This window comes from Mesorhizobium sp. M7A.F.Ca.US.005.03.1.1 (assembly GCF_003997975.1).
GTDB classification, from domain to species: domain Bacteria; phylum Pseudomonadota; class Alphaproteobacteria; order Rhizobiales; family Rhizobiaceae; genus Mesorhizobium; species Mesorhizobium ciceri.
Genome location: NZ_RZRO01000033.1, coordinates 1 through 22,476, shown reverse-complemented (window position 1 = coordinate 22,476; position 22,476 = coordinate 1). Strand labels below are relative to the sequence as shown.

The window sequence follows — 22,476 nt, the reverse complement described above, 5'->3', positions numbered from 1 at the left end:
GCATGGATTTTCTGATCGGCTGGATTGCCATCATTCCGAGCTATGCGGCACCGTTGCTGCTGGCGAGCCTCGGCCTCATTATCTGCGAAAGAGCCGGCGTTCTCAATCTTGGAGCGGAAGGGCTCATGGCGATCAGTGCCATGACCGGCGCGATGACGGTGCTTTCCGGAGCCGATCCTTGGGTTGGTCTTGCCGCCGGCTCAGCGGCCGCGATGGCTCTCGCTCTGCTGTTTGGAATATCGACAGTCGCCTTGCGCGCCAATCATACGCTCGCCGGCCTAGCCGTCGTCGCAATCGGACTGGGCATCACCGGGGTCGTGGGGCGACCCTACGTGCAGAAGACCTTTTCTGGCATTTCCACACTTGGCGACCTCTTCGGGATAGACCGCGGTTCGGCATTCGGCCGCATTTTCGCGGTGCAGGACCCGGTTACGCTGGCGCTGCCGACCCTGGTCGGCGCGCTCTGGTGGTGGCTTTCCAAAAGCCGACATGGCCTCAGGTTGAGGTCCGTCGGGGAAAACCCGGCCGCCGCGGATGTCGCGGGTATCGACGTGCAACTGGTTCAGTTCGGGGCTGTCCTGGCGTCCGGGCTGTTTTGTGGTCTCGCCGGAGCCTATCTCTCAGTCGCCACAAGTCATGTCTGGGTGGAGGGAATGGTCGCGTCGCGCGGCTGGATTGCCGTTGCGCTCGTCATCTTTTCGCGCTGGAACGCGGCTCGAGCTCTCTGGGGTGCGCTTCTTTTCGGAAGCGCGGATGCGCTTGTGCCTAGACTACAAGCCATAGGCGCCGACGTTCCTGTCTATCTCATGATGACTTTGCCGTACTTGCTGACGCTTGTCGTGCTGGTGGCAGGCTCATTGGGCGGCCGGCGCTCCGGCGAGCCGGCCTTCCTCGGCAGGGTCTATCTACGACAAGACAAACAATAAGGAACTTGCCCGGTTCATGAGCTCCGCGGCCCGCATCCTTCTGGACTTCGCGGATTTCATGGACAAGCATCAAGGATCGCCGATGTCTGTGCCGTCCCCCCTCGCCCGGCGCTGACCCTGCGGCTCCGCTCGACGCCTATTCGCGTGCCACTAACCGTGAGATCAAGAACAAAGCGCCACGGAGACGACAGAGGGGGTCGCCGCGCGTAAAGCGCCAACGTCATCCGCAACAGCAGGCCGAGCCCAGCCGGACCGCCCCCTCTGGCCTGCCGGACCCGGCCCTTCGCTTTCGTTCCAGGCGTTCGTCGTTCGGAAAGCCAAGCGATTGGCTTTCCGTCCGCTGCGCGGACCACTCCTCACCCCCCTCAAGGGGGAGATCAGCAGCTTCAGCGGATCAGAACTTGTAGCTGAGCCCGACCCGGATATCCTGTGTCTGGAGGTCGACATGGGTTTCCGTGGGCAGGCCGGCGGCCACCGAGAGGTCCTGGCTGCCGAAGTCCGAGTAGCGATACTCAGCTCGAGCGATCCACCTGTCGGTGAAGGCGTGCTCGATGCCGGCGCCAACGGTCCAGCCGACATGGCTGTCGCTGTGGAGCGTTACTTCGGCGGCAGGGCCACCGGCGCTGACCGCAATAAGCTCATACTTGGCCGCAGCGACGCCTGCAGTGATGTAGGGCAAGGTCCGATCGAAAGCATAGCCGGCCCGCAGCCGCGCCGACCCGGACCATTTGAGTTCGCTCTTGAGCAACGTGGTGACGCCGCCGCCGCCGGCGTCGAGGGCCGTCAGCCCATCTATGTTGCCATACGCAATGTCGGCCTCGGCGCCGATCACGAAGCTGTTCTCCATCTGGTAATTCGCGCCGATATGGACGCCGCCGATAAATCCGTTCGGATCGACGCCAACGTTGAGATCGGTGGCCCCGCCCAGTCCGCCGCCGGCGATGAACAGATTGGATTTTCCGGCCGCGTAGCCGATGTCGACGCCGGCATAGAGTCCGGACCAGTCGTAGCCGGATGCAACAGGCGAAACCTCATTGATATCAGCCGCACACGCCACACCGAGCGGCGCGAGAATGAAGGCCGTTGCGAGAAGAAGAATTTTCATTGTTGTCTGCCGCCCCATGTTGCTTCCCCGCCGCACAAATGAGCTGCGGAGATCCAGCTGTTGTCGAGAAATCCGGTGTTGCATTGTCCGCCGGCCGCGTCTTGGGCTGGGCCGCACCCGAATTGTCGGGGAAAGCACCACGGCGCTTTCCCGGTCGGTGTGGCTTTTCAGCCTCAGTCGATCGGCGCGCCGTGCATTCGGTGGCTGTCGGAAACTATCTGGCGCTGCCCGGCGTCGAGCCGAAGCGGCGGCGGAAGCAGCGGTTGAAATAGGACACGTCGGAAAAACCGCTGAGCAGCGCGATCTCGCTGATCCGCATGCGGTCGTTGCGCCTGTCGGACAGCATCCGATGCGCCCTCTGCAAGCGCAGTTCGAGAATGCGCTCGGCAAAGCTCACCCCGGTTTCCTGCAGCAGGTCATGGACATAGCGGACCGAGAGCCGCAATTGCCCGGCAACGCCCTGCGCCGAAATGGCGGGATCGGCGAAATTGTCCCGCATCTTCTGCAGTATGGCCTGCAGCCTTGCCGCGCGCAGACCGCGCAGGCCCGCCAGTTCGGCCGCTTCGCCCTTGGCGCCGGTCGCCAGGCCGATCAGGTCGACGATGGTTTCGGTGGCGTGGCGATGAGGTCGGGCGAGACCAGGGCCGGGCCTGCTTCCAGGAAGCTGCAATAGCGCTTGAGCATGCCGAGCGCCTCATTGTCGGCGCCGACGGTCAACGCCAGCCGATCCTCTATATGAGCGAAGGCATTTTCCAGCACGGCACGGGGAAGCACCACATTGGCCCAGACATTGCTGTCGCCGCCGGTCATCTGCAACGCTTCCGAAGCCGAGACCAGGGCGGCCTCGCCTTTGCCGACGTGATAATCGCGGCCGATCTGCGTGCCGCTGAGCACCGTATCGCCATTGTTGACCAGCAACAGATAGCCGTCGCGACCGTCGGCGGCGATATTGCCCGCCTTGCGGCTGGCATGACGTATCGTCCCGGCCATCTGCCCAAGCACCAGCGACCCGACAGCGGTGGCTTCGATCGCGGCTTCGAACGACAGTCTTTCCGAAATCGTGTATTCGACCGACCATATCTCGGCGACATGGACGTCCTGCCAGAGCGCGAAGCGTGCGCGATGATCCAGATGCGGCGGCAGATCCGCCGATGAGAAGACGTTCTTTTGCAAGGGACGACCGGCCTTTTCTACAATCGCGTCTTCACTTCGACACGCACCGTATTGGACCAGATCACGGTCTGTCCAGAGCCGGAAATACTTGTGCGCCAGGCGACAATTTCAGTGCCGTCCTGAACAAGGATTGGCCTGATTTCGCGGATCTGGCTGGCTGAATTTCGGATTACTCGAAAATACCCAGTGCCGACGAATCGTTCCCCTACTCCGGCGATGGAACCGGCGGCCGTGATGTCAGCGCCGTGCCGAAGGCGGCGACAACAACGGCAGCGATCCCGGCCAGTTGCGTCGCGGTCAGGCTTTCATGCAGGAACAGGAAGCCGGCCAGTGCACCAAGCCCAGGCTCCAGGCAGGTCAGCGTGCCGTAGATGCGCGCCGGCATGCGGGTCAGCGCCACCATCTCCAGGAAGAACGGCAATGCGCTGGAAAACAGGCCGACGAGTAGCGCGCTGACCAGGATCGACGGGGCCAGCAGCGCGGATCCCGCCTGGGCGACACCGAAGGGCAGCACCAGCACGGCGGCGATGGCCATGCCGTAGGCGGTGGTGCGGGTGCCAAGCTCCGCGCCGGCCTTCTGGGCCAGCACGATGTAGAGCGCCCAGAAGCCGCCGGCCGCCAGCGCCAGCATCACCCCGATCGGATCAAGCGGCGCGAGGGAACGAACGAAGGGCGACAACAGCAGGATGCCGGCCACCGCCAGCGCGATCCAGGCAAAGTCGCTGGCGCGTCGCGAAGTCAAGGTCGCCACCAGAAGCGGGCCGGTAAACTCCAGCGCCACCGCGATGCCGAGCGGAATCCTGGCCAGCGCTGCGTAGAACAGGAGGTTGAGGGCGGCGAGCGTCACTCCATAAGCGACCAGCCACGGCATGGTGGCACGCGAGGGCCGCATCTGCCAGGGCCGCAGCACCGCGATCAGCATCAGCGCACCGATGACCAGCCTGAGCGTCGTCGTCCCTTGCGCGCCGATCTGCGGGAACAGGCCTTTGGCGAAGGTGGCGCCGATCTGGATCGACACCATGGCGCCCATCAGTGCTGCGACAGGCAAGGGCGCCGCTTCGCGACGGGCAATCGGCGTCGGTGTCACGTGATCCCATCCTCCATATCGCCGGGTCCAAACCCGACCGGCGGCATGGAGATAGGGCGAACCGGCCGGCCTGTCGTGAGGCAGCGGCAACTGGCTGCTAGGGCACGGCCAAGTGCCGCCGGCCGGTCAGTTCAGGGATTTGCGCCGTGGCGGCGGTGCCGGGTGGCGCTGCTCGAGGGCCGCTGCCGCATCGGTGCGGCCGGTCCGGCGCAGTCTTTCGAGATAGGCCGGCAACTCGCCAAGGCAATGGAACGGCCCGCCTTCCCGGATCACCGTCACCAGCGGGTCGACATCGCTGTCGCTGCGGATGGCCATGGCGCTGCGCCAGTCCTCGAGCAGCCGGCTGGCATGATCGACCACATCGCTTCGGGAGCCTGAGAGATCATGCTGCTCATGCGGATCCTCACTCAGATTGAACAGGCTGACCGGGCCGAAATCCTTGTAGCCGTCATGATAGGTGCGCAGCATCAGCCAGTCGGCCCCGCCGAGCCGGAACCGCACGCCGCGCTGTACCGCCCACGCACCCTGGCTCAGCACCAGGAAATCGCGGCCACCTTCCTCCTTCGCGGCAAGCGCCGGTGCAAAGGAGCGCCCGTCCCAAAGCGCCGGAACGTTGCCGCCGAGCCGGTCGATCAGCGTGGCGGCCCAGTCGAAATGATAGTGAAGGCCGCCATTGACGCCGCGCATGTCCTCGGCGCCGGGCCAGCGGATGACCAGCGGCACGTTGCAGGTGAATTCGTCGGCCGTCTGATGATCACCCCAGACGTTGAGCTCGCCGAGGTTTTCGCCATGATCGGCGCCGATGACGATGATCGTGTCGTCGAACAGGCCTTGCCGCTTCAACTCCTCGACGATGAGACCGACATGATAATCGGCATAGAGCACGCCGGTGTCGTAGCCGTCGAACCAGGCCTTGACGGTGTCCATGTCGCTGATCGGCGACGGCATGCGCCGGTATTTCGATCCGCCCGGCTCGACGTCGAAGCCCGAGGGTTCCTGCGGGCTGTGCGGGCCGTAGCCAGCATGGCTCTTCTCGAATACCGCCCTGGTCATCCAGTCGGGAAGCGGTTGGTCGGCGAAGGGGTCGCCGAAAGCGTCCGGCGCGCGATAGGGTGTATGCGGGTCCCAGACATTGACATGCAGGAACCACTTTTTTGCCGAGCCATTGCGCTTCAGCCAGTCGATCGCCAGGCCCGAAACCTCGTCGGCGTTCTCCATGCCGGCCTTGCCGGGATTGATGATCTCGTTAAAGCCGGCATACCAATGCCAGCAGCCATGCCGTTCGCCAAAACTGCTGATGGTCGTGGTGTGGTAGCCAAGATCGCGCAGCGCCCGCATCCAGCCTTCCTCGTAGAAGGTGCCGGCCCAGGCTCGCTCGGCGCCTTCGCGGAACGGCTCGCAGGCGGTGCCGCCATGGCCGACCACGCCGGTCCGCATTCCGTGGCGGCCGCTCCACAGCGCCGTGCGCGACGGATGGCAAGGCACATCGGACACATAGACGTTCTCGAAGCGGATGCCCTCGCCGGCAAGGCTGTCGATGACGGGAGAGGTGTTGCGATGATAGCCGTAGCAGCCGAGGTGGTCGCGCCTGAGGCTGTCGATGTCGATGTAGAGAACGTTCATGGATGGCTCGTCGCTGCTGTGATTGTCAGGAAACAGGCCCCGGTTCGCTGCCGGGGCTTGCGGTTTGCAAGGGGCGATTTCAAGATGGCCGTCAGGCCGAAATGTATTGATCGCCCAGATAATAGTCCTTGGGATCGAGCGAGGTCTCGAGCTTGCCGAAGGTCTTGAACAGGTCGTTCATCGTCGAGAACCAGCCGTTCACGGTGCCGTCCTTGGTCAGCTTGATCAGTTCGGCCGAGGTCATGAAGCGGCCATAGCCGGCCTCCGTCTTCAACTGGTCGGCCGGAATGCCGAGCAGCTTGGAGGTGATCTCGATCGCCTTGTCCTGGTTGGCGGCACGAAAATCCTGCGCGTCCTTGATGGCGCGCACCACGTTGCGGACGAGATCGGGATTGCCCTCGACCAAATCGTTGCGGGCAATGAAGACGCTCGGAAATGTGGTCTGCGGATAGAAGTCGTCGTTCTTGGCCAGCTCCATCAGATCGGGAACGCTCTTCTGGATGATGCCGACGAACGGATACCAGATGCCGGCCGCGTCGACCTGCTTGGAGGCGAAGGCCGCCACGATGGTGCTCGGGTCCATCTGCACGATGTCGAGGTCGGTCATCGCCATACCGGCCTTGCGCAGCGCCAGCCGCAACAGCATGTCGCCCGAGGTGCCGGCCGCGATCGCGACCTTCTTGCCCTTGAGGCCGGCGATGGACGTGATGCCGGCTTGGGCGATCACCCGGTCCGAGAAACCGACATCGTTGACGGCGATGATCTTGGCCTTGCCGCTCGCCGGCAGCCACAGCGCGCCCGGTCCGAGATAGCCGAATTCCAGGCTGTTGGCGCCAAGCGCCTGGACCTGGATGGGGCCGTTGGTGAAGACCTTGATATCGGCATCGACGCCGTGCTTGGCATAGAAGCCCTGGTCGGCCGCGACGCCGGCCACGCTGGCGCCCCAGAAGTCGCCGTTGTAGCCGATGCGTGCCGCCGTTCCCGCCGCTCCGGCAGGGATGCCAGAGGCAGCGAACGCGGCAAGTGCCGCCGATGATGCGATGAGGTTACGTCTTGTCAGTGTCACCATACTCTCCTCCTGTCACTGTTACTGGTGGTAAACGGCTTGCCAGACGCGGTTGCGGATGCTCATGAACTCCGCCGAAAGCCGGATTTCCTCGGTTCTTGGGTAAGGCAGGCCGACTTCGATGATCTCCTGCAGCCTGCCGGGCCGCGCCGCCATGACGATGACGCGGTTGGCGAGGTAGACCGCCTCGTCGACATCGTGGGTGATGAACATCACGGTGCGCCGCTCCCGGCTCCAGGTGTCGAGCAACTGGTCCTGGAGCTGCACGCGGGTCAGTGCGTCGAGCGCCCCGAAGGGCTCGTCCATCAAAAGGATCGAGGGATCGACCGCATAGGCCCGGGCGATCGCGCAACGCTGCTTCATGCCGCCCGAAAGCGTCTTCGGCAGCGCGTCGGCGAAGTCGCCAAGGCCGACGAGATCGATGAAACGCTCGGCGATCTGCCGGCGGCGCGAAGCTTCCTCGCCCTTGATGCGCAGCCCGAACTCGACGTTCTGGCGTACGGTGAGCCAGGGAAACAGCGCGTATTGCTGGAAGATCATGCCGCGCTCCGGACCCGGCCCCTCGACCGCCTTGCCATCGACCAGCACGGTGCCCTCGCTCGGCTTCAGCAGGCCGGCCGCGATGTTGAGCGCGGTCGACTTACCGCAGCCGGACGGACCGACGACGGTGACGAATTCGCCGTCGGCGATGTCGAGCGACAGCCGGTCAAGCGCGACGAAGGCATTGTCCTTGAGGTCGAACCGGCGCGTGACCTTGTCGAAGACGATCTTGGGCGGCATCACACGCGCTCCTGCCAGACGGTCAGCCGGCGCTCGATCACCAAAAGGATGCGATCCATGGCAAGGCCGAGAAGGCCGATGGTGATCAGGCTGACGAAGATGGTCGGCAGGTCGTAGTAGAGTTGCGCCTGCTGCATGCGGAAACCGAGGCCGGTCTGCGCGGCGATCAGTTCGGCGGCCACCAGCGTCGCCCAGGCCGAGCCGAGGCCGATGCGCACGCCGACCAGGATGAACGGCGTCGATGCGGGAATGATGACGCGCAGGAAGATGGTCATGTCCTTGGCGCCGAGCACGCGCGCGGCGTTGATCATCGTCTTGTCGACGCTGATGACGCCCTGATAGGTGGCGACGACGCTGGCCAGGAAGGAGGCCAGGAAGATGACGAAGACCTTTGGCGTCTCGTCGATGCCCATCGTTACGATCGCCAGCGGAATGATGGCCAGCGGTGGGATCATGCGGAAGAACTGCAGATACGGCTCGATAAGCGAGCGCGCGACCTTGTACCAGCCCATGACGAAGCCGACCGGGATCGCCAGGATGACGCCGAGGAGAAAGCCGGTCATCACCCGAGCCAGGCTCGACGTGATGTCGGTGGCGAGCTGCCCGTTTGCGATCAGATCGATAAACCTGGACGCAACCTGTGGCGGTGGCGGCAGGCCCACCGCGCCGCCCGCCGTCAGCACCCACCAGATGGCGATGCCGGCGACGAGACCGCAGAGATTGAGCGCGAGACCGCGATAGTCGATACCCCGATCCTCGTTCGAGCCGCCGCCGGAGCGTGTCGTCTTCGACGCTTCGCTCATCGCGACACCCCCGAATAGAAAAAATGGTCGAGCGCCGCCGCAGCAGCACCGATGGCGCCGGCACCTGGGCCAAGGCTCGACCGCTCGACCCGCAGCACGTCGCGCATCGGCGGCAGGACGCGTGGCGGAACGCCCCGCCTTATATGATCGATGAAGCTTTCCGGGGCTTCGGCCAGGTGACCGCCAAAGACGATCAGATCGGGATTGAGCAAATTGGTCGCCGTCGCTATGGCCGTCGTCAGATGCCGGAGCGCCGCGTTCCAGACGTCGGGGTATTTCTCCACCGCGGCCAGCAGGCGCCTGGGATGAGGCGTGTCGATATGGGCGGCGCGGGCCAGCGCGCGTTCGGACAGGAATGTCTCCAGGCAGCCCGCATTGCCGCAGGCGCAACGCTCGCCATCCTCGACCACCTGGACATGGCCGAGCTCGACGGCCCCGTAGCCGCCGGGACGGAACGGCATGCCGTTGATCACCAGGCCGGCGCCGAGGCCGGTGCGCAGATAGATGTAGAGCAGCGCGGTCGTGTCGCGCCCGATGCCGTAGCGCGATTCCGCCAGCGCCATCGCGCTGACATTGTGCTCGACCACCACCGGCATACGCAGCGCCGTTTCGAGTTCGTCGGCGAACGGCACGTCCTTCCAGTCGTAATTGACCGACTGCAGGTTGCGGCGGCGCTTGGTGTCCACCGGTCCCGGCACGCCGAGCCCCAGGCCGATCAGGCGCGAACGGTCGACGCCGGTCTTCTTGATCAATTGCTCGACGATCCGCACCACCATGCCGATCACCGCGGCGGGTTCGCTGGTGGCGGTGTCGAAATGCTGCGAGGCCATGGCTTTCGAGGCGGCCCTGAGGTCGGTGATGGTCGCGTCGATCGTTCCCGCGCCAATGTGCACGCCAACCACGGACAGGGCGTCGGGCACCAGCGCGACGCCGATCGCCGGCCGGCCGACGGGTGCATCGCCGGCAGTGGCCTGGTTGAGCTCGACCACGGTGCCTTCCCGCAGGAGATGGGCCGTCAGATGGGTCAGGGCGGTGGGCGACAGCGAGGTGCGCCGCGCCAGTTCGGCGCGCGACTGCGGACCGTCGTCGCGCAGGATTCGCAGGATCGCTCCGTGGTGCGCGCCCATTCTTCCTCCCTATTATTTTCTAATGTTAATAAATTAATTAAGCCTGTCAAGCACGGCAAAGCGCGGCTTGCGACTGGCATCGATGCACCTGGGTTTCACCCTACCCTGCCGCTGGAGTAGGGGCATTGACGCGAGGGGAGATAGCGGGGAAGGCAAGGCCGTCATGAGTAGGTCGAAGATCAGCCAAGCGGAGACGGCCACCTATGCCGCTTGGCTCCCGCGCGCGCTAAGCTGCGGTGGCAGCCGAGCGCTTGAACAGGATGGTCACCCGCGTGCCCTCGCCGGCGCTCGACGTCACGTCGAACTCCGCCTTGGCATTCTCGGTCAGCGAGCGGGCGATCAGCGCGCCGAGTTTGCCGCGCTTGGGCCAGCTCTCGCCGTCCGGCAGGCCAATGCCGTCATCGGCGACCACGATGCGGCAGCCATCGCCGTCAACGATGCTGTGCAGCGTGATCGTACCGCCGTCGCGCCCCTGGAAGGCATGTTTGAGCGCATTGGTCAAAAGTTCGTTCACCACCAGCCCGGTCGGCATGGCGACATTGATCGACACCGGATAGGTGTCGACCTTCATGTCGAGGCGGATGCCCTCGACCGCATGCGAGTTCATGACCGCCGACGCGATCTGGCTGAGATAGACACCAAGATCGACCTCATCCTTGCCATCGTCCCCCGACAGCGTCTGGTAGAGGATCGCCAGCGCATCGACGCGCCCCGCCAGCCTCTCGAAACGCTTCTGGTCCGGTTCGGCCGCGTTGCGCGTCTCCATCCGGATCAGCGCGGTGATCATCTGCAGATTGTTCTTCACCCGGTGCTGGAGTTCGCGCAGCAGCGTGTCCTTCTCACGGATGCGCTCGTCGATCGATCGCGCATCTTCGGTTTCGCCATGGGCCGAAACGTCGACCAGCGCCACCAGCCGGAAGCAGGCCTTGCCATTGTCGTCCTCGATGACGTTGGAATAGACGTCGACGATAGTCGGTTGGCCTTCCTTCCGCTCCAGCCGGAACGTGCCGATGAAATCAGTGTCCTCGACCACGGCCTCGAACAGCGGCCGGTCCTTCTGCTTGTGCAGGCCGGTGCCGGAAAGCGCCGCCCAGTGTTGGCGAGCGAGCATCGCCGCCTTGAGGCCGGACAGTTTCTCGAATTCCGGATTGGCATAGACGACACGCTCCTTCGAACCCAGGTCCGAGACGGCAATGGCGATCGGCACCTGGTCGAGGAACTTCTTGAACTGTTCGCTTTCGAGCGCGCTGGCAAGGTCCGGCGTTTCGAGCAGCTGCCCGACCGCTTCGGCCTTCTGTGTATCGGATGTCATCTGCGGCGCCTATGCTGTGTGGGCACCATCAATAACAGCGATGCGATCACCCCGCCATCGCCAAACATGGAGTCCGCATTTTCACGCCCCGCATCGGCGATGGCGGCGTGTCTGCCGAATTGACGCCGCTGCCTGAGAGCGCCTCAGGAGGCCGGCTTCGACGCCAGCCGTGGACCGGCCTTGACGTCGACGATCTCCGGCTTGGCGCTGTCGACCGCGCCATCCCAGCCGCCGCCGAGCGCCTTGTTGAGGGCGATGTAGTTGGTCGCCAGCAGGACGCGGCTTTGCAGCAGCGAGTCCTCGGCCGAATAGAGCGAGCGCTGGGCGTCGAGCACGTCGAGGAGGCTTGTCTCGCCGGCCTTGTAGAGCGTGCCTTCGAGACTTGCCGCCTCGCCATAGGACTTCGCGGACGAGGCGAGCTTGCCGATCCGGATGCGCTCCTGCGACAACAGCACCAGCGCGTTCTCGACATCCTCGAGCGCCGTCAGCACCGAAGACCGGTAAGCGATGAAATACTGATCGCGTTGCGCCTTGGCGACCTCGACGGCCGCCTGCAATTGGCCGGCATTGAACAGCGGCACACTCAGCGTCGGCCCGAACGACCAGCCGATCGACGAATTCTTGCCGAGATCGCCAAGCTTCAGCGCCGCCGTGCTGATGTCTCCCGTCAGGCTGACCGATGGATAGCGGGCGGCTTCGGCCTGGCCGATCTTGGCGGTATATTGCGCATATTGGCGCTCCGCCATGCGCAAATCGGGCCGCGATAGCAGGAGGTCGGCGGGAATTCCGGTGGGCATCGGCAGGCGCGGTGCAGGAATGGGCGCGACCCGCTTCAGCCGCTCGTTGAGCGAGGCAGGCGGCCGGCCGGCCAACACCGCGAGACGATGCACGGCCTGCGTATAACTTGCCTCCAGCGTCGGAACGGCGGCTTCGGTGCTCGCTGCCTGCCCCATCGCCTTGGCGACATCGGCGGCGGTCGCCGTGCCCGCCTGCGCCATGGTGCGGGTAAGTTCGGCGGTCTGCCTTTGCGACGCGGCCGAACGACGGGCGAGCGCGATGCGGGCCTGGTAGCCGCGCGCCTGGGTATAATAGGAAGCGACATCGCCGACCAGGGTGAGAAGCGTCGAGCGCAGTTCCTCCTGCGAGGCGTTCAGCCCGTAGCGCGCGGCCTCTACGCCCCTCCGGTTGGCGCCGAACAGGTCGAGCTCCCAGCTTGCATCGAAGCCGGCCTGGTACTCGCTGTAGGTGGCGTCAGAGCCTGATGTGGTCTCGGCCGACTTGTTGCGGGAGGCCGAGCCGGAGCCGTCGGCCGAAGGCAGCAATGTGCCGGCACTCTGGCGATAGCTGGCGCGCGCCTCGCGGATTTTTGCCTTGGCGGTGGCGACATCGAGATTGCCGGCAACCGCTTCCTCGACAAGCGTGTTCAGCTCGGGATCGCGTAGCCGCTGCCACCATTTTGACAGTCGTGCCGGCTGGGCAGGCTTTGTCGGCTTCTGGCCGCTCCAATTCGCCGGCATTGCCATTATCGGTGTCTGATAATCCGGACCGACGACGCATCCCGCGAGCAGGACAGCGGTGAGCATGGGCGCAAGAAGCCGCCTCGCGGCCACCGAGCCACGTTCCAAACCTGTCATGTGAAGTTTTCCTTATTGCTGGGTGGCCGTCACCGGCGTCTCGCCCGTATCTGGTTTGGCCGCCCTGCCCTTGAAGATGCGCCGCACCGTGACGAACAATAGCGGCACCAGGAAGACGCCGATCACCGTCGCCGCGATCATGCCGCCCATCACGCCGATGCCGACCGAGTTCTGCGCGCCCGAGCCCGCACCGCTGGCGATCGCCAGCGGCAGCACACCGAGGATGAAGGCCAGCGACGTCATCAGGATCGGCCGCAGCCGTTGTCGCGCCGCCTCCAGCGTCGCCTCGACCAGCCCCATCCCGGCGGCTTGCCGCTCGATGGCGAACTCGACGATGAGGATGGCGTTCTTGGCGGCGAGACCGATCGTGGTCAAAAGGCCGACCTTGAAATAAACGTCGTTGGACTGGCCGAACAGGCTGGCCGCCAGCAGCGCGCCGAAGATGCCGATCGGCACCGACAGCATGACCGCGAACGGGATCGACCAGCTCTCGTAGAGTGCGGCCAGGCACAGGAACACGACCAGCGCCGAAATCGCGTAGAGCGACAGCGCCTGGTTGCCGGAAAGCTTCTCCTGGTGCGACAGCCCGGTCCACTCGTGCGAATAGCCGGCGGGCAGTTGCGCGACGAGCTTGTCGATCTCGTCCATGGCGGCACCCGAGCTGACGCCCGTGGCCGCCGCGCCCTGGATCTCGACCGCCGCCGAACCATTGTAGCGCTCCAGCCTGGGCGAGCCGAATGTCCAGTGGCTGGAGGCAAAGGCCGAGAACGGCACCATGGCGCCGCTGGCGTTGCGGACCTGCCATTTGTCCAAATCTTCCGGCTGCATGCGGAAGTTCGGGTCCGACTGCAGATAGACCGGTTTCACCCGCCCGCGATCGATGAAGTCGTTGACGTAATCGCTGCCCCAGGCGGTCGAAAGCGTGTTGTTGATGTCGGCCAGGCTGACGCCCAGCGCGCTGGCCTTCTCCTGGTCGATGTCGACCGAGAATTGCGGCTGGTCTTCCTGGCCGTTGGGCCTTGTGTTGGCGAGCACCTTGCTCTGCCCGGCCAGGGCCAGAAGCTGGTTGCGCGTCTGGATCAGCGCGTCATGGCCGGCGCCGTTGACGTCCTGCAGGTAGAAGTCGAAGCCGTTGGTATTGCCGAAGCCCTGGATGGCGGGAGGCGCGAGCGCGAAGACCTGCGCGTCCCTGATCTTCGAAAACGCGCCCATCGCCCGGCCGGCGATGGCCTGCGCGGCGGAAGCCGGCGATTTGCGCAGGTCGAAATCCTTCAGCCGCACGAAAGCGATGCCGACATTCTGCCCTGCGCCGCCGAAGCCGAAGCCGGAGGCGGTGAACACCCCGTCGACGACGTCCTTCTCCTGGTTGAGATAATGGTCGGTCACTTCTGCCAGCACGCGCTCCGTGCGATCCTGCGTCGCGCCGACCGGCAGCTGCACGCTGGTGATCAGGATGCCCTGGTCCTCTTCCGGCAGGAACGAGCTCGGCAGCCGGGCAAACATCCAGCCCACGGCAACGACGATGGCCAGGAACATGACGAGGAAGCGCCAGGATCGGTTGATGATGCCGTGCGAGCCGTCGCGGTAGGCAAGCGTGCCGCGGTCGAAGACACGGTTGAACCAGCCGAACGGGCCGGTCTGCGTCGCGTGGTCCTTGGGCGGCCGCAGGATGGTGGCGCAAAGTGCGGGCGTCAGCACAAGGGCGACCAGCACGGACAGCACCATCGCCGAGACGATGGTCACCGAGAATTGCCGGTAGATGATGCCGGTCGAGCCGCCGAAGAAAGCCATCGGCACGAACACGGCCGAAAGCACCGTGGCGATGCCGATCAGCGCGCCGGTGATTTCGTGCATCGACTTGCGCGTCGCCTCCTTCGGCGACAGGCCTTCCTCCTGCATCACGCGTTCGACATTCTCGACGACGACGATGGCGTCGTCGACCAAGAGGCCGATGGCCAGCACCATGGCGAACATGGTCAGTGTGTTGACGGAATAGCCGAACAGCGACAGCACGCCGAACGTGCCGAGCAGCACCACCGGCACGGCGATCGTCGGGATGATGGTGGCGCGCAAATTCTGCAGGAAGATGAACATCACCAGGAACACCAGCACGATCGCTTCGGCCAGCGTCTTGACCACTTCCTCGATCGACAGCCGCACGAAAGGCGAGGTGTCGTAGGGATAGACGACCTCGACCCCTTGCGGGAAGGTCGAGCTCAGCCGGGCGATCGTCGAACGCACCGCTTCGGCGGTGTTGATGGCGTTGGCGCCGGTCGCCAAATTGACGGCGACGCCGGCCGCCGGCTTGCCATTGTAATTGGCCTGCGTCGTATAGCTTTCGGCGCCGAGCTCGACGGTGGCGACATCGTTGAGGCGGACCAGAGAGCCATCGGTCTGGCTCTTCAGGATGATGTTGCGGAACTGTTCGGCGGTCTGCAGCCGGCTCTTGGCCGTCACCGTGGCATTGAGCTGCTGGCCCTTGCGCGCCGGCAGGCCGCCAAGCTGGCCGGCCGAAACCTGCGTGTTCTGCGCCTCGATCGCCGAGGCAATGTCGCTCGGCATCAAGGCGTATTTGGCGAGCTGGTCCGGATCGAGCCAGATGCGCATGGCATAGCCGGAGCCGAACAGCTGCGTCGAGCCGACGCCTTCGACGCGCTTCAGCGTGTCGTTGACGGTGGCGTCGACATAGTCGGCGAGATCGGTCGAGTTCATCTTGGCGTCGGTCGAGACGAAGCCGATGACCATCAGGAAGCCGGTCGAGGATTTGGAGACGGTGATGCCGTTGCTCTGCACCACCTGCGGCAGCTGCGACTGCACCAGCTGCAGCTTGTTTTGCGTCTGCACCTGGGCGGTATCGGGATCGGCCGCTGTGGTGAAGGTCAGCGTGATCGAGGCCGAACCGGTCGAGGTCGACGTCGCCGTCATGTAGTCGAGATTGTCGATACCGGTCATGCCTTGCTCGATGACCTTGGTCACCGAGTTCTCGACCGTCTGCGCGTCGGCGCCCGGATAGGTGGCGCTGATGTTGACTGTCGTCGGCGCAATCTGCGGATATTGCGAGATCGGCAGCGAGGTGAGCGCCAGGAGGCCGCCCAGCATGATCACGATGGCGATCACCCAGGCGAAGATCGGCCGGTTGATGAAGAATAGTGACATCGCTCAGTTCCCGGTCGCGGCGGCAGGCGCCGGTTTCGCCGCATTGGACGCGGCCGGTGCGGCGGACGTGCTCTGCCCGCGGTCCTTGACCTCGCCGGTCGTCTCGTCGATCGTCACTTCGACACCCGTCGCATCGCCGCCGGGGCGCACCAGTTGCATGCCCTCGACGATGACGCGGTCGCCGTCGCCGACACCCGAATCCACCAGCCAGTTGTTGCCGACGCTGTTGCGCACGGCGAGCACGCGCGTCTCGACCTTGCCCTGCGCATTGATGACCATGGCGGTGGCCTCGCCCTTGGTGTTGCGGCTGACGGCACGCTGCGGCACCAGGAAACTGTTCTGGGCAACGCCCTCCTCGACCAGTGCCCGCACATACATGCCGGGCAGAAGCAGGCGGTCGGGATTGGGGAACTCGGCCCTGAGCGCAAAGGTGCCGGTGGTCTGGTCGACATTGGCGCCGGCGAATTCCAGCTTGCCGGTCTGCGTGTAGATGGTGCCGTTCTCGAGCTTCAGCTTCACGCTGACATTGGGCCCGCTGAACTTCAGCCGCCCTTCCGAGATCGCCTGGCGCAGATTGAGCAGGTTGGTGCTCGACTGCGTGACGTCGACATTGATCGGATCGAGGGCACGGATGGTGGTCAGCACCGTGTCCTGGTTCGCGGTCACCAGCGCGCCCGGCGTCAGCGTGGACTTGTCGATGCGCCCGGCGATCGGTGCCGTGATGGAGGTCCGGTCGAGGCTGATGCGCGCCGTCTCGGCACTGGCCTTGGCCGAGGCGACATCGGCTTGCGCCTGCGCCAGCGTGGCGGCGGCATCGTCATAATCCTGTTTGGAAACAACGTTCTGCTTCAACAGGCCGGCATAACGGTCGAACTTGGCCTGCGCCGTAGGCACCGCCGCTTCCGCCTTCTGCTGTGCGGCGACCGCGCTGTCGTAGGACGCCTTGTAGCTCGCCGGATCGATGAGGTAGAGCGGCTGTCCAGCCGCCACCTCGCTGCCCTCCTTGAACAGGCGCTGCTGGATAATGCCGTTCACCTGCGGGCGCACTTCGGCAACCAGCGAGGCCGCCGTGCGTCCCGACAGTTCGGCGGTGATCGCCACCGATTGCGGATGCAGGGTGACGACGCCGACTTCCGGTTTGCCGGGCGCGCCCATGCCTGCGGGGGCGCTGCTCTCCTGCGAGCAGGCCGCCAGCAGAAAGGCGGATGCGAACATCGCGGTCCAGGGCGCCAGACGGCGTGCCGGCTGCAAAGACGGGCTAGGCTGGATAGACATGGACTGAATGATCTTTCGCTGGAGTTGCGGGCGCGGGCAATCGACCGCTTGGTCGAGGCATGCCGGCCGATATCTTGATGGTGGGCCGCGCCGGTCTGCGGGCGGCGACGAGCAATGCTTCGAAGCGGCTCATGTCGCGCTCCTTCTCGGCGGCCGGAGCTGCTCGAAGGTCGAGTAGCCGGCCGCGATGCCCACCAACATCATTATGCCGATCAGCGAGGACATGCCAAGCGCCTTGCCGGAATTCACGCGATCTTGCGGTCATGATGCCCATGGTTGTCGAGCGGCTGCGACAGCGGGAGCGACAACCGCCAGGCGGCGAAACTCAGGCGGATCGCGCCCTTCAGCGTGTCGACCGACGGGGCCAGCGGCATGCCTCGCCCGACAGGACCGAACGAGAGCCTCGGGCTGGCGGACGCGAGCAGCCGCAGCATGATCATGGCTTCCCACATTGTCGTGCTTCCATTGCAGGGTTCGAATTGGGCATGGTTCCGAATTGGCGCGATTCGAACTGGGCGTGATCGAAACGAGGATGGCGGAGATACGCCCGCCATCCCCGGAGAACCGGCCGACCCGAGAACGGGTTGGGTACCGGGCCGGCCGGTGCAGTCGGTCAGAGTTGCTCGTCGTTCCCGGGCTGGGGCGGGAGCTGCCTGCCATCGTTGGGCAGGCCTCTGGGGCCGGCTGCATCGTTCGGCGGACCGCCCCAGGGACCGGGGGGTGATCCATGGGCACGTTCCGCCGAAGCGAGGAGTTCGAGTTGTTCGGGCGTCAGCTTGGCGCGCAGTTCAGCGATCGCCTCCTTCAGTCTGCCGGCCGAAACCGCGCGGGCGGTAACGTCGTCGGCCAGCTTTTCCTGGAATGCGAAGGGATCGGGCTTGCCGCCCGGGCCTGCTGCGTCGGGGTCCTTCGCTTCAGCACCAACGGGCCGCCCGCGGTCAGGCCGAGGCTGCGAAAGCACCGCCTGCAGCGCGCTGGTGTAGTCGCGCCAGGCGTCGAGTTGTTCGGTGCGGATGCCGACGCGGGTCTCCAGCGCGGCGAGCCGGGCGGCCAGCATGAATTCCGGCGGCGGACCCATGCGGCGGGGGCCAAAGCCTTGCGGGCCGAAACCCTGCGAACCAGGTCGCATCGGTCCATGCGGGCCGGGTCCATTCCGGCCGTGGCCTGCCCCATCCTGCATGGCCATGACAGGGGACGGCTCACCGGGTCCGGCGCCGGGGTCGGGCTGCGCCGCCAGCGCGGGGTGAATTGCGGCGACGGAAAACAGGCCGAGCGCAAGAAGTCTGCTTGGCATAAAGATGTTCCTTTCTCTCATGCTTCGGACGGTTCAGAGGATAGGAAGCGTCTTTGTCCGCTTCGCGTCGGCGTGTTGCCGAAGGTTTCCGCAAAAGGGCAATTTGTTTCCGAATGTTTCCCATGGCCCGCCGGAAACGTTCGGTTGCAATTTTCCACGCCGCTCGGGCGCGGCTCTCCTATAATCGCGGCAAGCCCCTGCAATCACGGGTCCCAATATTCATCGGCAACGGCACGGTCATGCAGTCACAACCCCATATCCTCGTCGTCGACGACGACCGCGAGATCAGGACGCTTCTCCAGCGTTACCTCGACAGCCAGGGCTTTCGCGTCACGGCGGCGGCGGACCGGCGCGAATGCGAGCAACGGCTTGGCTCCGGCCAATTCGACCTGATCGTGCTCGACGTGATGCTGCCGGACGGCTCGGGGCTCGATATCTGCCGCGGTTTGCGCGACCGCAAGCCGCACACCCCGATCATCCTGCTGACCGCGCTGAAGGAAGATGTCGACCGCATCATCGGCCTGGAACTCGGCGCCGACGACTATCTCGGCAAGCCGTTCAACCCGCGTGAGCTCATTGCCCGCATCCGCGCGGTGCTCAGGCGCTCGACGCCCGAGGAGGCGCCCGCGCCGCCGCGCGCGCGCATCTACCGCTTTGCCAGCTACAGGCTGGAACCGGAGACCCGCAAGGTGACGGATGCGCGAGGCGTGGCCGTCGACCTCACCGGCGCCGAGTTCGATCTTTTGCAGGTGTTTCTCGACCGTCCCGGCCGGCTTTTGTCGCGCGACCAGCTTCTCGACCTGACGCAGGGCCGCGAACGCGATCCGCTCGAACGCTCGGTCGATGTGCTGGTGAGCCGGCTGCGCCGGAAATTTTCCGACACCGGCGACGGGCCGCTGTTCAAGACCGTGCGCAATGGCGGCTACCAGCTCACGGCGCGTGTCGAGACCGTGGAGAGCCACGCGTGAATTCGCTGCGCCGCCGTCTCATCCTGCTGTTGGTCGCCTCGATCGTCGGCGTCGTCGGCCTGGCGACGGCCGCCGTCATCAGCGTGCGCGGTGGCGGACCGCCGCCGGAACTGACCGTGCCCTGGATTGCCCAACAGATGGAAATGGTGGTGCGGCTCTTGCCGGGGCCGATCCCCGACGTCCTGCGGGTTCAATTCGCCGACCATCCAGCGGGCGGCAAGGTGGCTCGTGCGGAAACGGCGATGCTCAACGACATCCTGCACCGGCGTGGCCTCGACTTTCCCGCGGTCGTCAACGAGAAGCCGGACGAACCCGGCCAGATCGCATCGATGCACCTGCCCGACAGCCGATGGGCGATCATTGAGGTGCCGCACCTCAAGCCGCCGCGGCGAGAATGGCTGGTTCTGGCCGGCTGGATCTCGCTGATCGTCGCCGGCGCCACGGCGGTATCGGTCTATTTCACCTCGGTGCTGATCCGACCGCTCGAAATGCTGGAGGCCGCCGTCTCCAAGATCGGATCGGACGGCGTGCTGGCGGCGGTGCCGGAAGTGGGTTCGGCCGAGGTCAAGGCCACCGCGCATGCGCTGAACCAGCTCTCGTCGCGGCTGCGGACCGCCATGGAAAGCCGCATGCGGCTGGTCGCGGCCGCCGGCCATGATCTGCGCACGCCGATGACGCGCATGCGGCTGCGCGCCGAATTCCTGGACGACGAACGCGACAAATGGCTTCACGACCTCGACGAACTCGATCGCATCGCCGACAGCGCCATCCGCCTGGTGCGCGAAGAGGTCAACCAGGACGCCGTCGAAGCGGTGGACCTGGCAAAGACGGTGCGCGATATCGAAGCCGAGATGGTGTCGCTCGGCCATGCCGTCTCGATCGGGCACCTGGAAAAGGTTTGCGTGCGCGCCGGCGCGCTCGGCCTGCGCCGCGCCTTGCGCAACCTGATCGTCAACGCCGCCACCCATGGCAAGGCGTGCCGCATCGACCTGGCCGCGGCCGACAATCGCGCCGTGCTGACCATATCGGACCATGGGCCGGGCATCCCCCCGGAACTCCTGAACAAGGCGTTCGAGCCCTTTTTCCGCGTCGACCCCGGCCGCCTGCAATCGATCCCCGGAGCTGGTCTTGGCCTCGCCATCGCCAAGGAAATCATCGAGCGCTACGGAGGCACGGTAACACTGGAAAACCGCCGGGGCGGCGGGCTGGAGCAGACGGTGGTGTTCGACGCGGTGTGAGGGTTGGCGGTCAGCCGAGTAATGGGCGTTGCGCGTGGCAACGACGAAAAACAGAGACGATGCTGCACCGCGCAAAGCTAATGGTTCCAAATCATTTCTTCACGGAGCCAGGGCCGGATCCATATAGATAAAATATAGATTACGGAACTTCCTGTGATCTAACAAAGAACTAGGCTCTCAAGCCACGAGCTCGCAAATCAACCGAGGCGGGAACATCGGCAAAATTTAAACCACAGCGTTAAGTTCTGAGAAAAATCGCCAGAATTGACGAGAAACGCTCGGTTTTCTCAATTTTTTAGCACTTGCTCACATAAGTATTTCAGCTGGGTAGATTTTTTGTGTTGCGCCGCACAATGCCGTAGCCGAACGATCTCCTGGGGGACTCGTTTGCGACTGGATATGCGCCGTGGAGGATCCCGCCAGGTTGACCAGCTTGAGCCACCCGTCCGTCGATTTCGAGCGTAGGTTCGACGATGCCTGCGCTCTGGCGGGTCTCGTCCGCCTTGGCCTGCCGCTCGAAACGGCCGGCTGGCGGCTTGGTCGCGACCATCACGCTGGCGGATGCCGCTGATGGGAAGCGCACGCGACATCCAACTGGATGCGTTGAGAGCCATCGCCGTGACGATGGTGTTGTATTCCCATTTCTTCGCCGCTGGAGGATCTTCATTCTGGGGCCATATCGGCGTGCGGCTGTTCTTCGTGCTGAGCGGCTTCCTGATCACGCGCCTGCTCCTAGAAGCGCGTTCGGCCGCCGAATTCGAGACCGGCCCCGCGCTGCGATCCTTCTATATCAGGCGAGGCTTGCGGATATTTCCGCCCTATTTCGCCGTCCTGGGTTTCGTCTGGCTGGTCGACCTGGACCAATCCAGGGGATCGCTGGTCTGGCATGCGCTTTACCTGTCGAATTTCTGGTATGCGCTGCGCAATGACTGGAACCCTTGGGTGCTGTGCCATTTCTGGAGCCTGAGCATCGAGGAGCAGTTCTATCTTGCCTGGCCGCTGGTCGTCCTGCTGGCCCCGCGCCGCCGCTTCGAACAGATCTGCATCGGCGTCATCGCGCTGTCGCTGGCCTATCGCTTTTACTGGCCGCTCACCGCCAACACGGCGCTGGCGCGCGACCTGCTGCCGCCGGCATCCATGGATGCGCTGGCGACGGGCGCGCTGCTTGCCTGCTGGCGATCCAGGGGCGCGGCCCTGCCGCACTGGATGCGGCTCAGCTGGCCTGCCTTCGCGGCCGCATTCCTTGTCATCGAGTGGTTTGTGCCTGCGCCCGCCGATCCGATGCTCGAATGGACCCATTGGCTGGTGCGGCAAGTCCTGCCGCTGGTGCCGCTGATGGTCATCGTCGCAGCCTGTTCGCGCGGCCTTGGCGGCACTTTGGGAAAGCTTGCCGAACTGCCGCCGCTGCTGGGCCTTGGCCGCATCAGCTACGGCGTCTATCTCTATCATCCGATATTGCTGTCGCTCGCCGTCAAAGCGCAACCCTGGATTCCGCTCAACGTCTCGGAGCAAGGGCCAGGGCGTTTCCTGGTTGCGAGTGCCGCCACGATTGTCGCGGCCTCGATTTCCTGGGTGGTTTTCGAGAGGCCGCTCAACAGCCTGAAGCGCCACTTCCCCTATGTCGCGCGCACCCGCTCCGCACAGGGCAGCCATGGCGGCTGGCTCGCGACGGCGGCTGGCGGATCGCCCGATGGCCGCACACCGGCGCTCGAACTCCAGCGCACGGATGCAAGACGATGACTGCCGCACCGCTCGTCTCCGTCCTGTTGCCGGTCTACAATGCCGGTCCCTATCTCGCCACCGCGCTGGGAAGCATCCTGCGGCAGGATCACAGTCGCCTGGAGATCATCGCGATCGATGACGGGTCGACCGACAATTCGCTCGAGATACTCAAGCGATGCCAAAAGAC

20 protein-coding genes are annotated in these 22,476 nt (G+C 64.8%); 5 read left to right on the top strand and 15 right to left on the bottom strand.

Annotated features, from left to right (window positions below; genetic code table 11):
• Positions 1-2 precede the first annotated feature (2 nt).
• Complete coding sequence (locus tag EN990_RS15850) at positions 3-926, top strand: ABC transporter permease (protein WP_064993944.1); 924 nt, start codon at positions 3-5, stop codon at positions 924-926.
• Between the two features lie 394 nt (positions 927-1,320).
• Here EN990_RS15850 and EN990_RS15845 read toward each other — a convergent pair whose 3' ends face one another.
• The 15 genes from EN990_RS15845 to EN990_RS15780 all read right to left on the bottom strand — a co-directional run bounded on the left by EN990_RS15845 (position 1,321) and on the right by EN990_RS15780 (position 18,361).
• A complete protein-coding gene (locus EN990_RS15845) occupies positions 1,321-2,031 on the bottom strand; it encodes an outer membrane protein (RefSeq protein ID WP_063168592.1) in 711 nt (236 codons plus the stop codon).
• A gap of 214 nt (positions 2,032-2,245) precedes the next feature.
• Complete coding sequence (locus tag EN990_RS36145) at positions 2,246-2,701, bottom strand: helix-turn-helix transcriptional regulator (protein WP_245461004.1); 456 nt, start codon at positions 2,699-2,701, stop codon at positions 2,246-2,248.
• Positions 2,623-3,204, bottom strand: a complete 582-nt coding sequence (locus EN990_RS36140) for a hypothetical protein (protein WP_245461005.1) — start codon at positions 3,202-3,204, stop codon at positions 2,623-2,625. Before EN990_RS36140 ends, EN990_RS36145 begins: the two co-directional genes overlap by 79 nt.
• A 205-nt stretch (positions 3,205-3,409) precedes the next feature.
• Complete coding sequence (locus tag EN990_RS15835) at positions 3,410-4,291, bottom strand: DMT family transporter (RefSeq protein WP_063168594.1); 882 nt, start codon at positions 4,289-4,291, stop codon at positions 3,410-3,412.
• Positions 4,292-4,417: 126 nt separating this feature from the next.
• The gene (locus tag EN990_RS15830; RefSeq protein WP_127385814.1) at positions 4,418-5,914 is read right to left on the bottom strand and encodes a sulfatase; all 1,497 of its coding nucleotides are present in this window, start codon (positions 5,912-5,914) and stop codon (positions 4,418-4,420) included.
• 91 nt (positions 5,915-6,005) lie between these two features.
• Positions 6,006-6,983: an aliphatic sulfonate ABC transporter substrate-binding protein gene (locus tag EN990_RS15825; RefSeq protein WP_127385815.1), complete on the bottom strand. Its 978-nt coding sequence runs from the start codon at positions 6,981-6,983 to the stop codon at positions 6,006-6,008.
• 18 nt (positions 6,984-7,001) lie between these two features.
• The gene (locus EN990_RS15820; RefSeq protein ID WP_127370138.1) at positions 7,002-7,760 is read right to left on the bottom strand and encodes an ABC transporter ATP-binding protein; all 759 of its coding nucleotides are present in this window, start codon (positions 7,758-7,760) and stop codon (positions 7,002-7,004) included.
• The gene (locus EN990_RS15815) at positions 7,760-8,563 is read right to left on the bottom strand and encodes an ABC transporter permease (RefSeq protein WP_084015832.1); all 804 of its coding nucleotides are present in this window, start codon (positions 8,561-8,563) and stop codon (positions 7,760-7,762) included. Before EN990_RS15815 ends, EN990_RS15820 begins: the two co-directional genes overlap by 1 nt.
• A complete protein-coding gene (locus EN990_RS15810; RefSeq protein ID WP_024501675.1) occupies positions 8,560-9,690 on the bottom strand; it encodes an ROK family transcriptional regulator in 1,131 nt (376 codons plus the stop codon). Before EN990_RS15810 ends, EN990_RS15815 begins: the two co-directional genes overlap by 4 nt.
• Positions 9,691-9,916: 226 nt before the next feature.
• On the bottom strand, positions 9,917-11,002 hold the full coding sequence (locus tag EN990_RS15805; RefSeq protein ID WP_127366291.1) for a histidine kinase dimerization/phosphoacceptor domain -containing protein: 1,086 nt from the start codon (positions 11,000-11,002) through the stop codon (positions 9,917-9,919).
• Positions 11,003-11,145: 143 nt separating this feature from the next.
• The gene (locus tag EN990_RS15800; RefSeq protein WP_127369601.1) at positions 11,146-12,636 is read right to left on the bottom strand and encodes an efflux transporter outer membrane subunit; all 1,491 of its coding nucleotides are present in this window, start codon (positions 12,634-12,636) and stop codon (positions 11,146-11,148) included.
• Between the two features lie 12 nt (positions 12,637-12,648).
• Positions 12,649-15,792, bottom strand: coding sequence for an efflux RND transporter permease subunit (locus EN990_RS15795; RefSeq protein WP_127385207.1), 3,144 nt, complete (start codon positions 15,790-15,792; stop codon positions 12,649-12,651).
• Between the two features lie 3 nt (positions 15,793-15,795).
• Positions 15,796-17,067, bottom strand: coding sequence for an efflux RND transporter periplasmic adaptor subunit (locus EN990_RS15790; protein WP_063168601.1), 1,272 nt, complete (start codon positions 17,065-17,067; stop codon positions 15,796-15,798).
• A 245-nt stretch (positions 17,068-17,312) separates the two neighbouring features.
• Positions 17,313-17,519, bottom strand: a complete 207-nt coding sequence (locus tag EN990_RS15785) for a hypothetical protein (RefSeq protein WP_127369800.1) — start codon at positions 17,517-17,519, stop codon at positions 17,313-17,315.
• Positions 17,520-17,680: 161 nt separating this feature from the next.
• The gene (locus EN990_RS15780) at positions 17,681-18,361 is read right to left on the bottom strand and encodes a hypothetical protein (RefSeq protein ID WP_127369801.1); all 681 of its coding nucleotides are present in this window, start codon (positions 18,359-18,361) and stop codon (positions 17,681-17,683) included.
• Between the two features lie 239 nt (positions 18,362-18,600).
• Here EN990_RS15780 and EN990_RS15775 point away from each other — a divergent pair, with 239 nt between their 5' ends.
• The 4 genes from EN990_RS15775 to EN990_RS15760 form a co-directional block, all read left to right on the top strand.
• On the top strand, positions 18,601-19,329 hold the full coding sequence (locus EN990_RS15775) for a response regulator (RefSeq protein WP_013530679.1): 729 nt from the start codon (positions 18,601-18,603) through the stop codon (positions 19,327-19,329).
• Complete coding sequence (locus tag EN990_RS15770; RefSeq protein ID WP_063172611.1) at positions 19,326-20,567, top strand: ATP-binding protein; 1,242 nt, start codon at positions 19,326-19,328, stop codon at positions 20,565-20,567. Before EN990_RS15775 ends, EN990_RS15770 begins: the two co-directional genes overlap by 4 nt.
• A gap of 570 nt (positions 20,568-21,137) precedes the next feature.
• Complete coding sequence (locus EN990_RS15765) at positions 21,138-22,307, top strand: acyltransferase (protein ID WP_127369751.1); 1,170 nt, start codon at positions 21,138-21,140, stop codon at positions 22,305-22,307.
• Positions 22,304-22,476, top strand: a 173-nt coding sequence (locus EN990_RS15760) for a glycosyltransferase (RefSeq protein ID WP_127388325.1), incomplete at its 3' end; no start/stop codon positions are given. The genes EN990_RS15765 and EN990_RS15760, both read left to right, overlap by 4 nt.

Bases quoted from the DNA above. Each gene is read 5' to 3' on its own strand.
- EN990_RS15795 (WP_127385207.1), bottom strand. From the start codon at position 15,792: ATGTCACTATTCTTCATCAACCGGCCGATCTTCGCCTGGGTGATCGCC.
- EN990_RS15820 (WP_127370138.1), bottom strand. From the start codon at position 7,760: ATGCCGCCCAAGATCGTCTTCGACAAGGTCACGCGCCGGTTCGACCTC.
- EN990_RS15830 (WP_127385814.1), bottom strand. From the start codon at position 5,914: ATGAACGTTCTCTACATCGACATCGACAGCCTCAGGCGCGACCACCTC.
- EN990_RS15790 (WP_063168601.1), bottom strand. From the start codon at position 17,067: ATGTCTATCCAGCCTAGCCCGTCTTTGCAGCCGGCACGCCGTCTGGCG.
- EN990_RS15845 (WP_063168592.1), bottom strand. From the start codon at position 2,031: ATGAAAATTCTTCTTCTCGCAACGGCCTTCATTCTCGCGCCGCTCGGT.
- EN990_RS15785 (WP_127369800.1), bottom strand. From the start codon at position 17,519: ATGTGGGAAGCCATGATCATGCTGCGGCTGCTCGCGTCCGCCAGCCCG.
- EN990_RS15810 (WP_024501675.1), bottom strand. From the start codon at position 9,690: ATGGGCGCGCACCACGGAGCGATCCTGCGAATCCTGCGCGACGACGGT.
- EN990_RS15775 (WP_013530679.1), top strand. From the start codon at position 18,601: ATGCAGTCACAACCCCATATCCTCGTCGTCGACGACGACCGCGAGATC.
- EN990_RS15805 (WP_127366291.1), bottom strand. From the start codon at position 11,002: ATGACATCCGATACACAGAAGGCCGAAGCGGTCGGGCAGCTGCTCGAA.
- EN990_RS15780 (WP_127369801.1), bottom strand. From the start codon at position 18,361: ATGCCAAGCAGACTTCTTGCGCTCGGCCTGTTTTCCGTCGCCGCAATT.
- EN990_RS15850 (WP_064993944.1), top strand. From the start codon at position 3: ATGGATTTTCTGATCGGCTGGATTGCCATCATTCCGAGCTATGCGGCA.
- EN990_RS15815 (WP_084015832.1), bottom strand. From the start codon at position 8,563: ATGAGCGAAGCGTCGAAGACGACACGCTCCGGCGGCGGCTCGAACGAG.
- EN990_RS15825 (WP_127385815.1), bottom strand. From the start codon at position 6,983: ATGGTGACACTGACAAGACGTAACCTCATCGCATCATCGGCGGCACTT.
- EN990_RS15800 (WP_127369601.1), bottom strand. From the start codon at position 12,636: ATGACAGGTTTGGAACGTGGCTCGGTGGCCGCGAGGCGGCTTCTTGCG.
- EN990_RS15765 (WP_127369751.1), top strand. From the start codon at position 21,138: ATGGGAAGCGCACGCGACATCCAACTGGATGCGTTGAGAGCCATCGCC.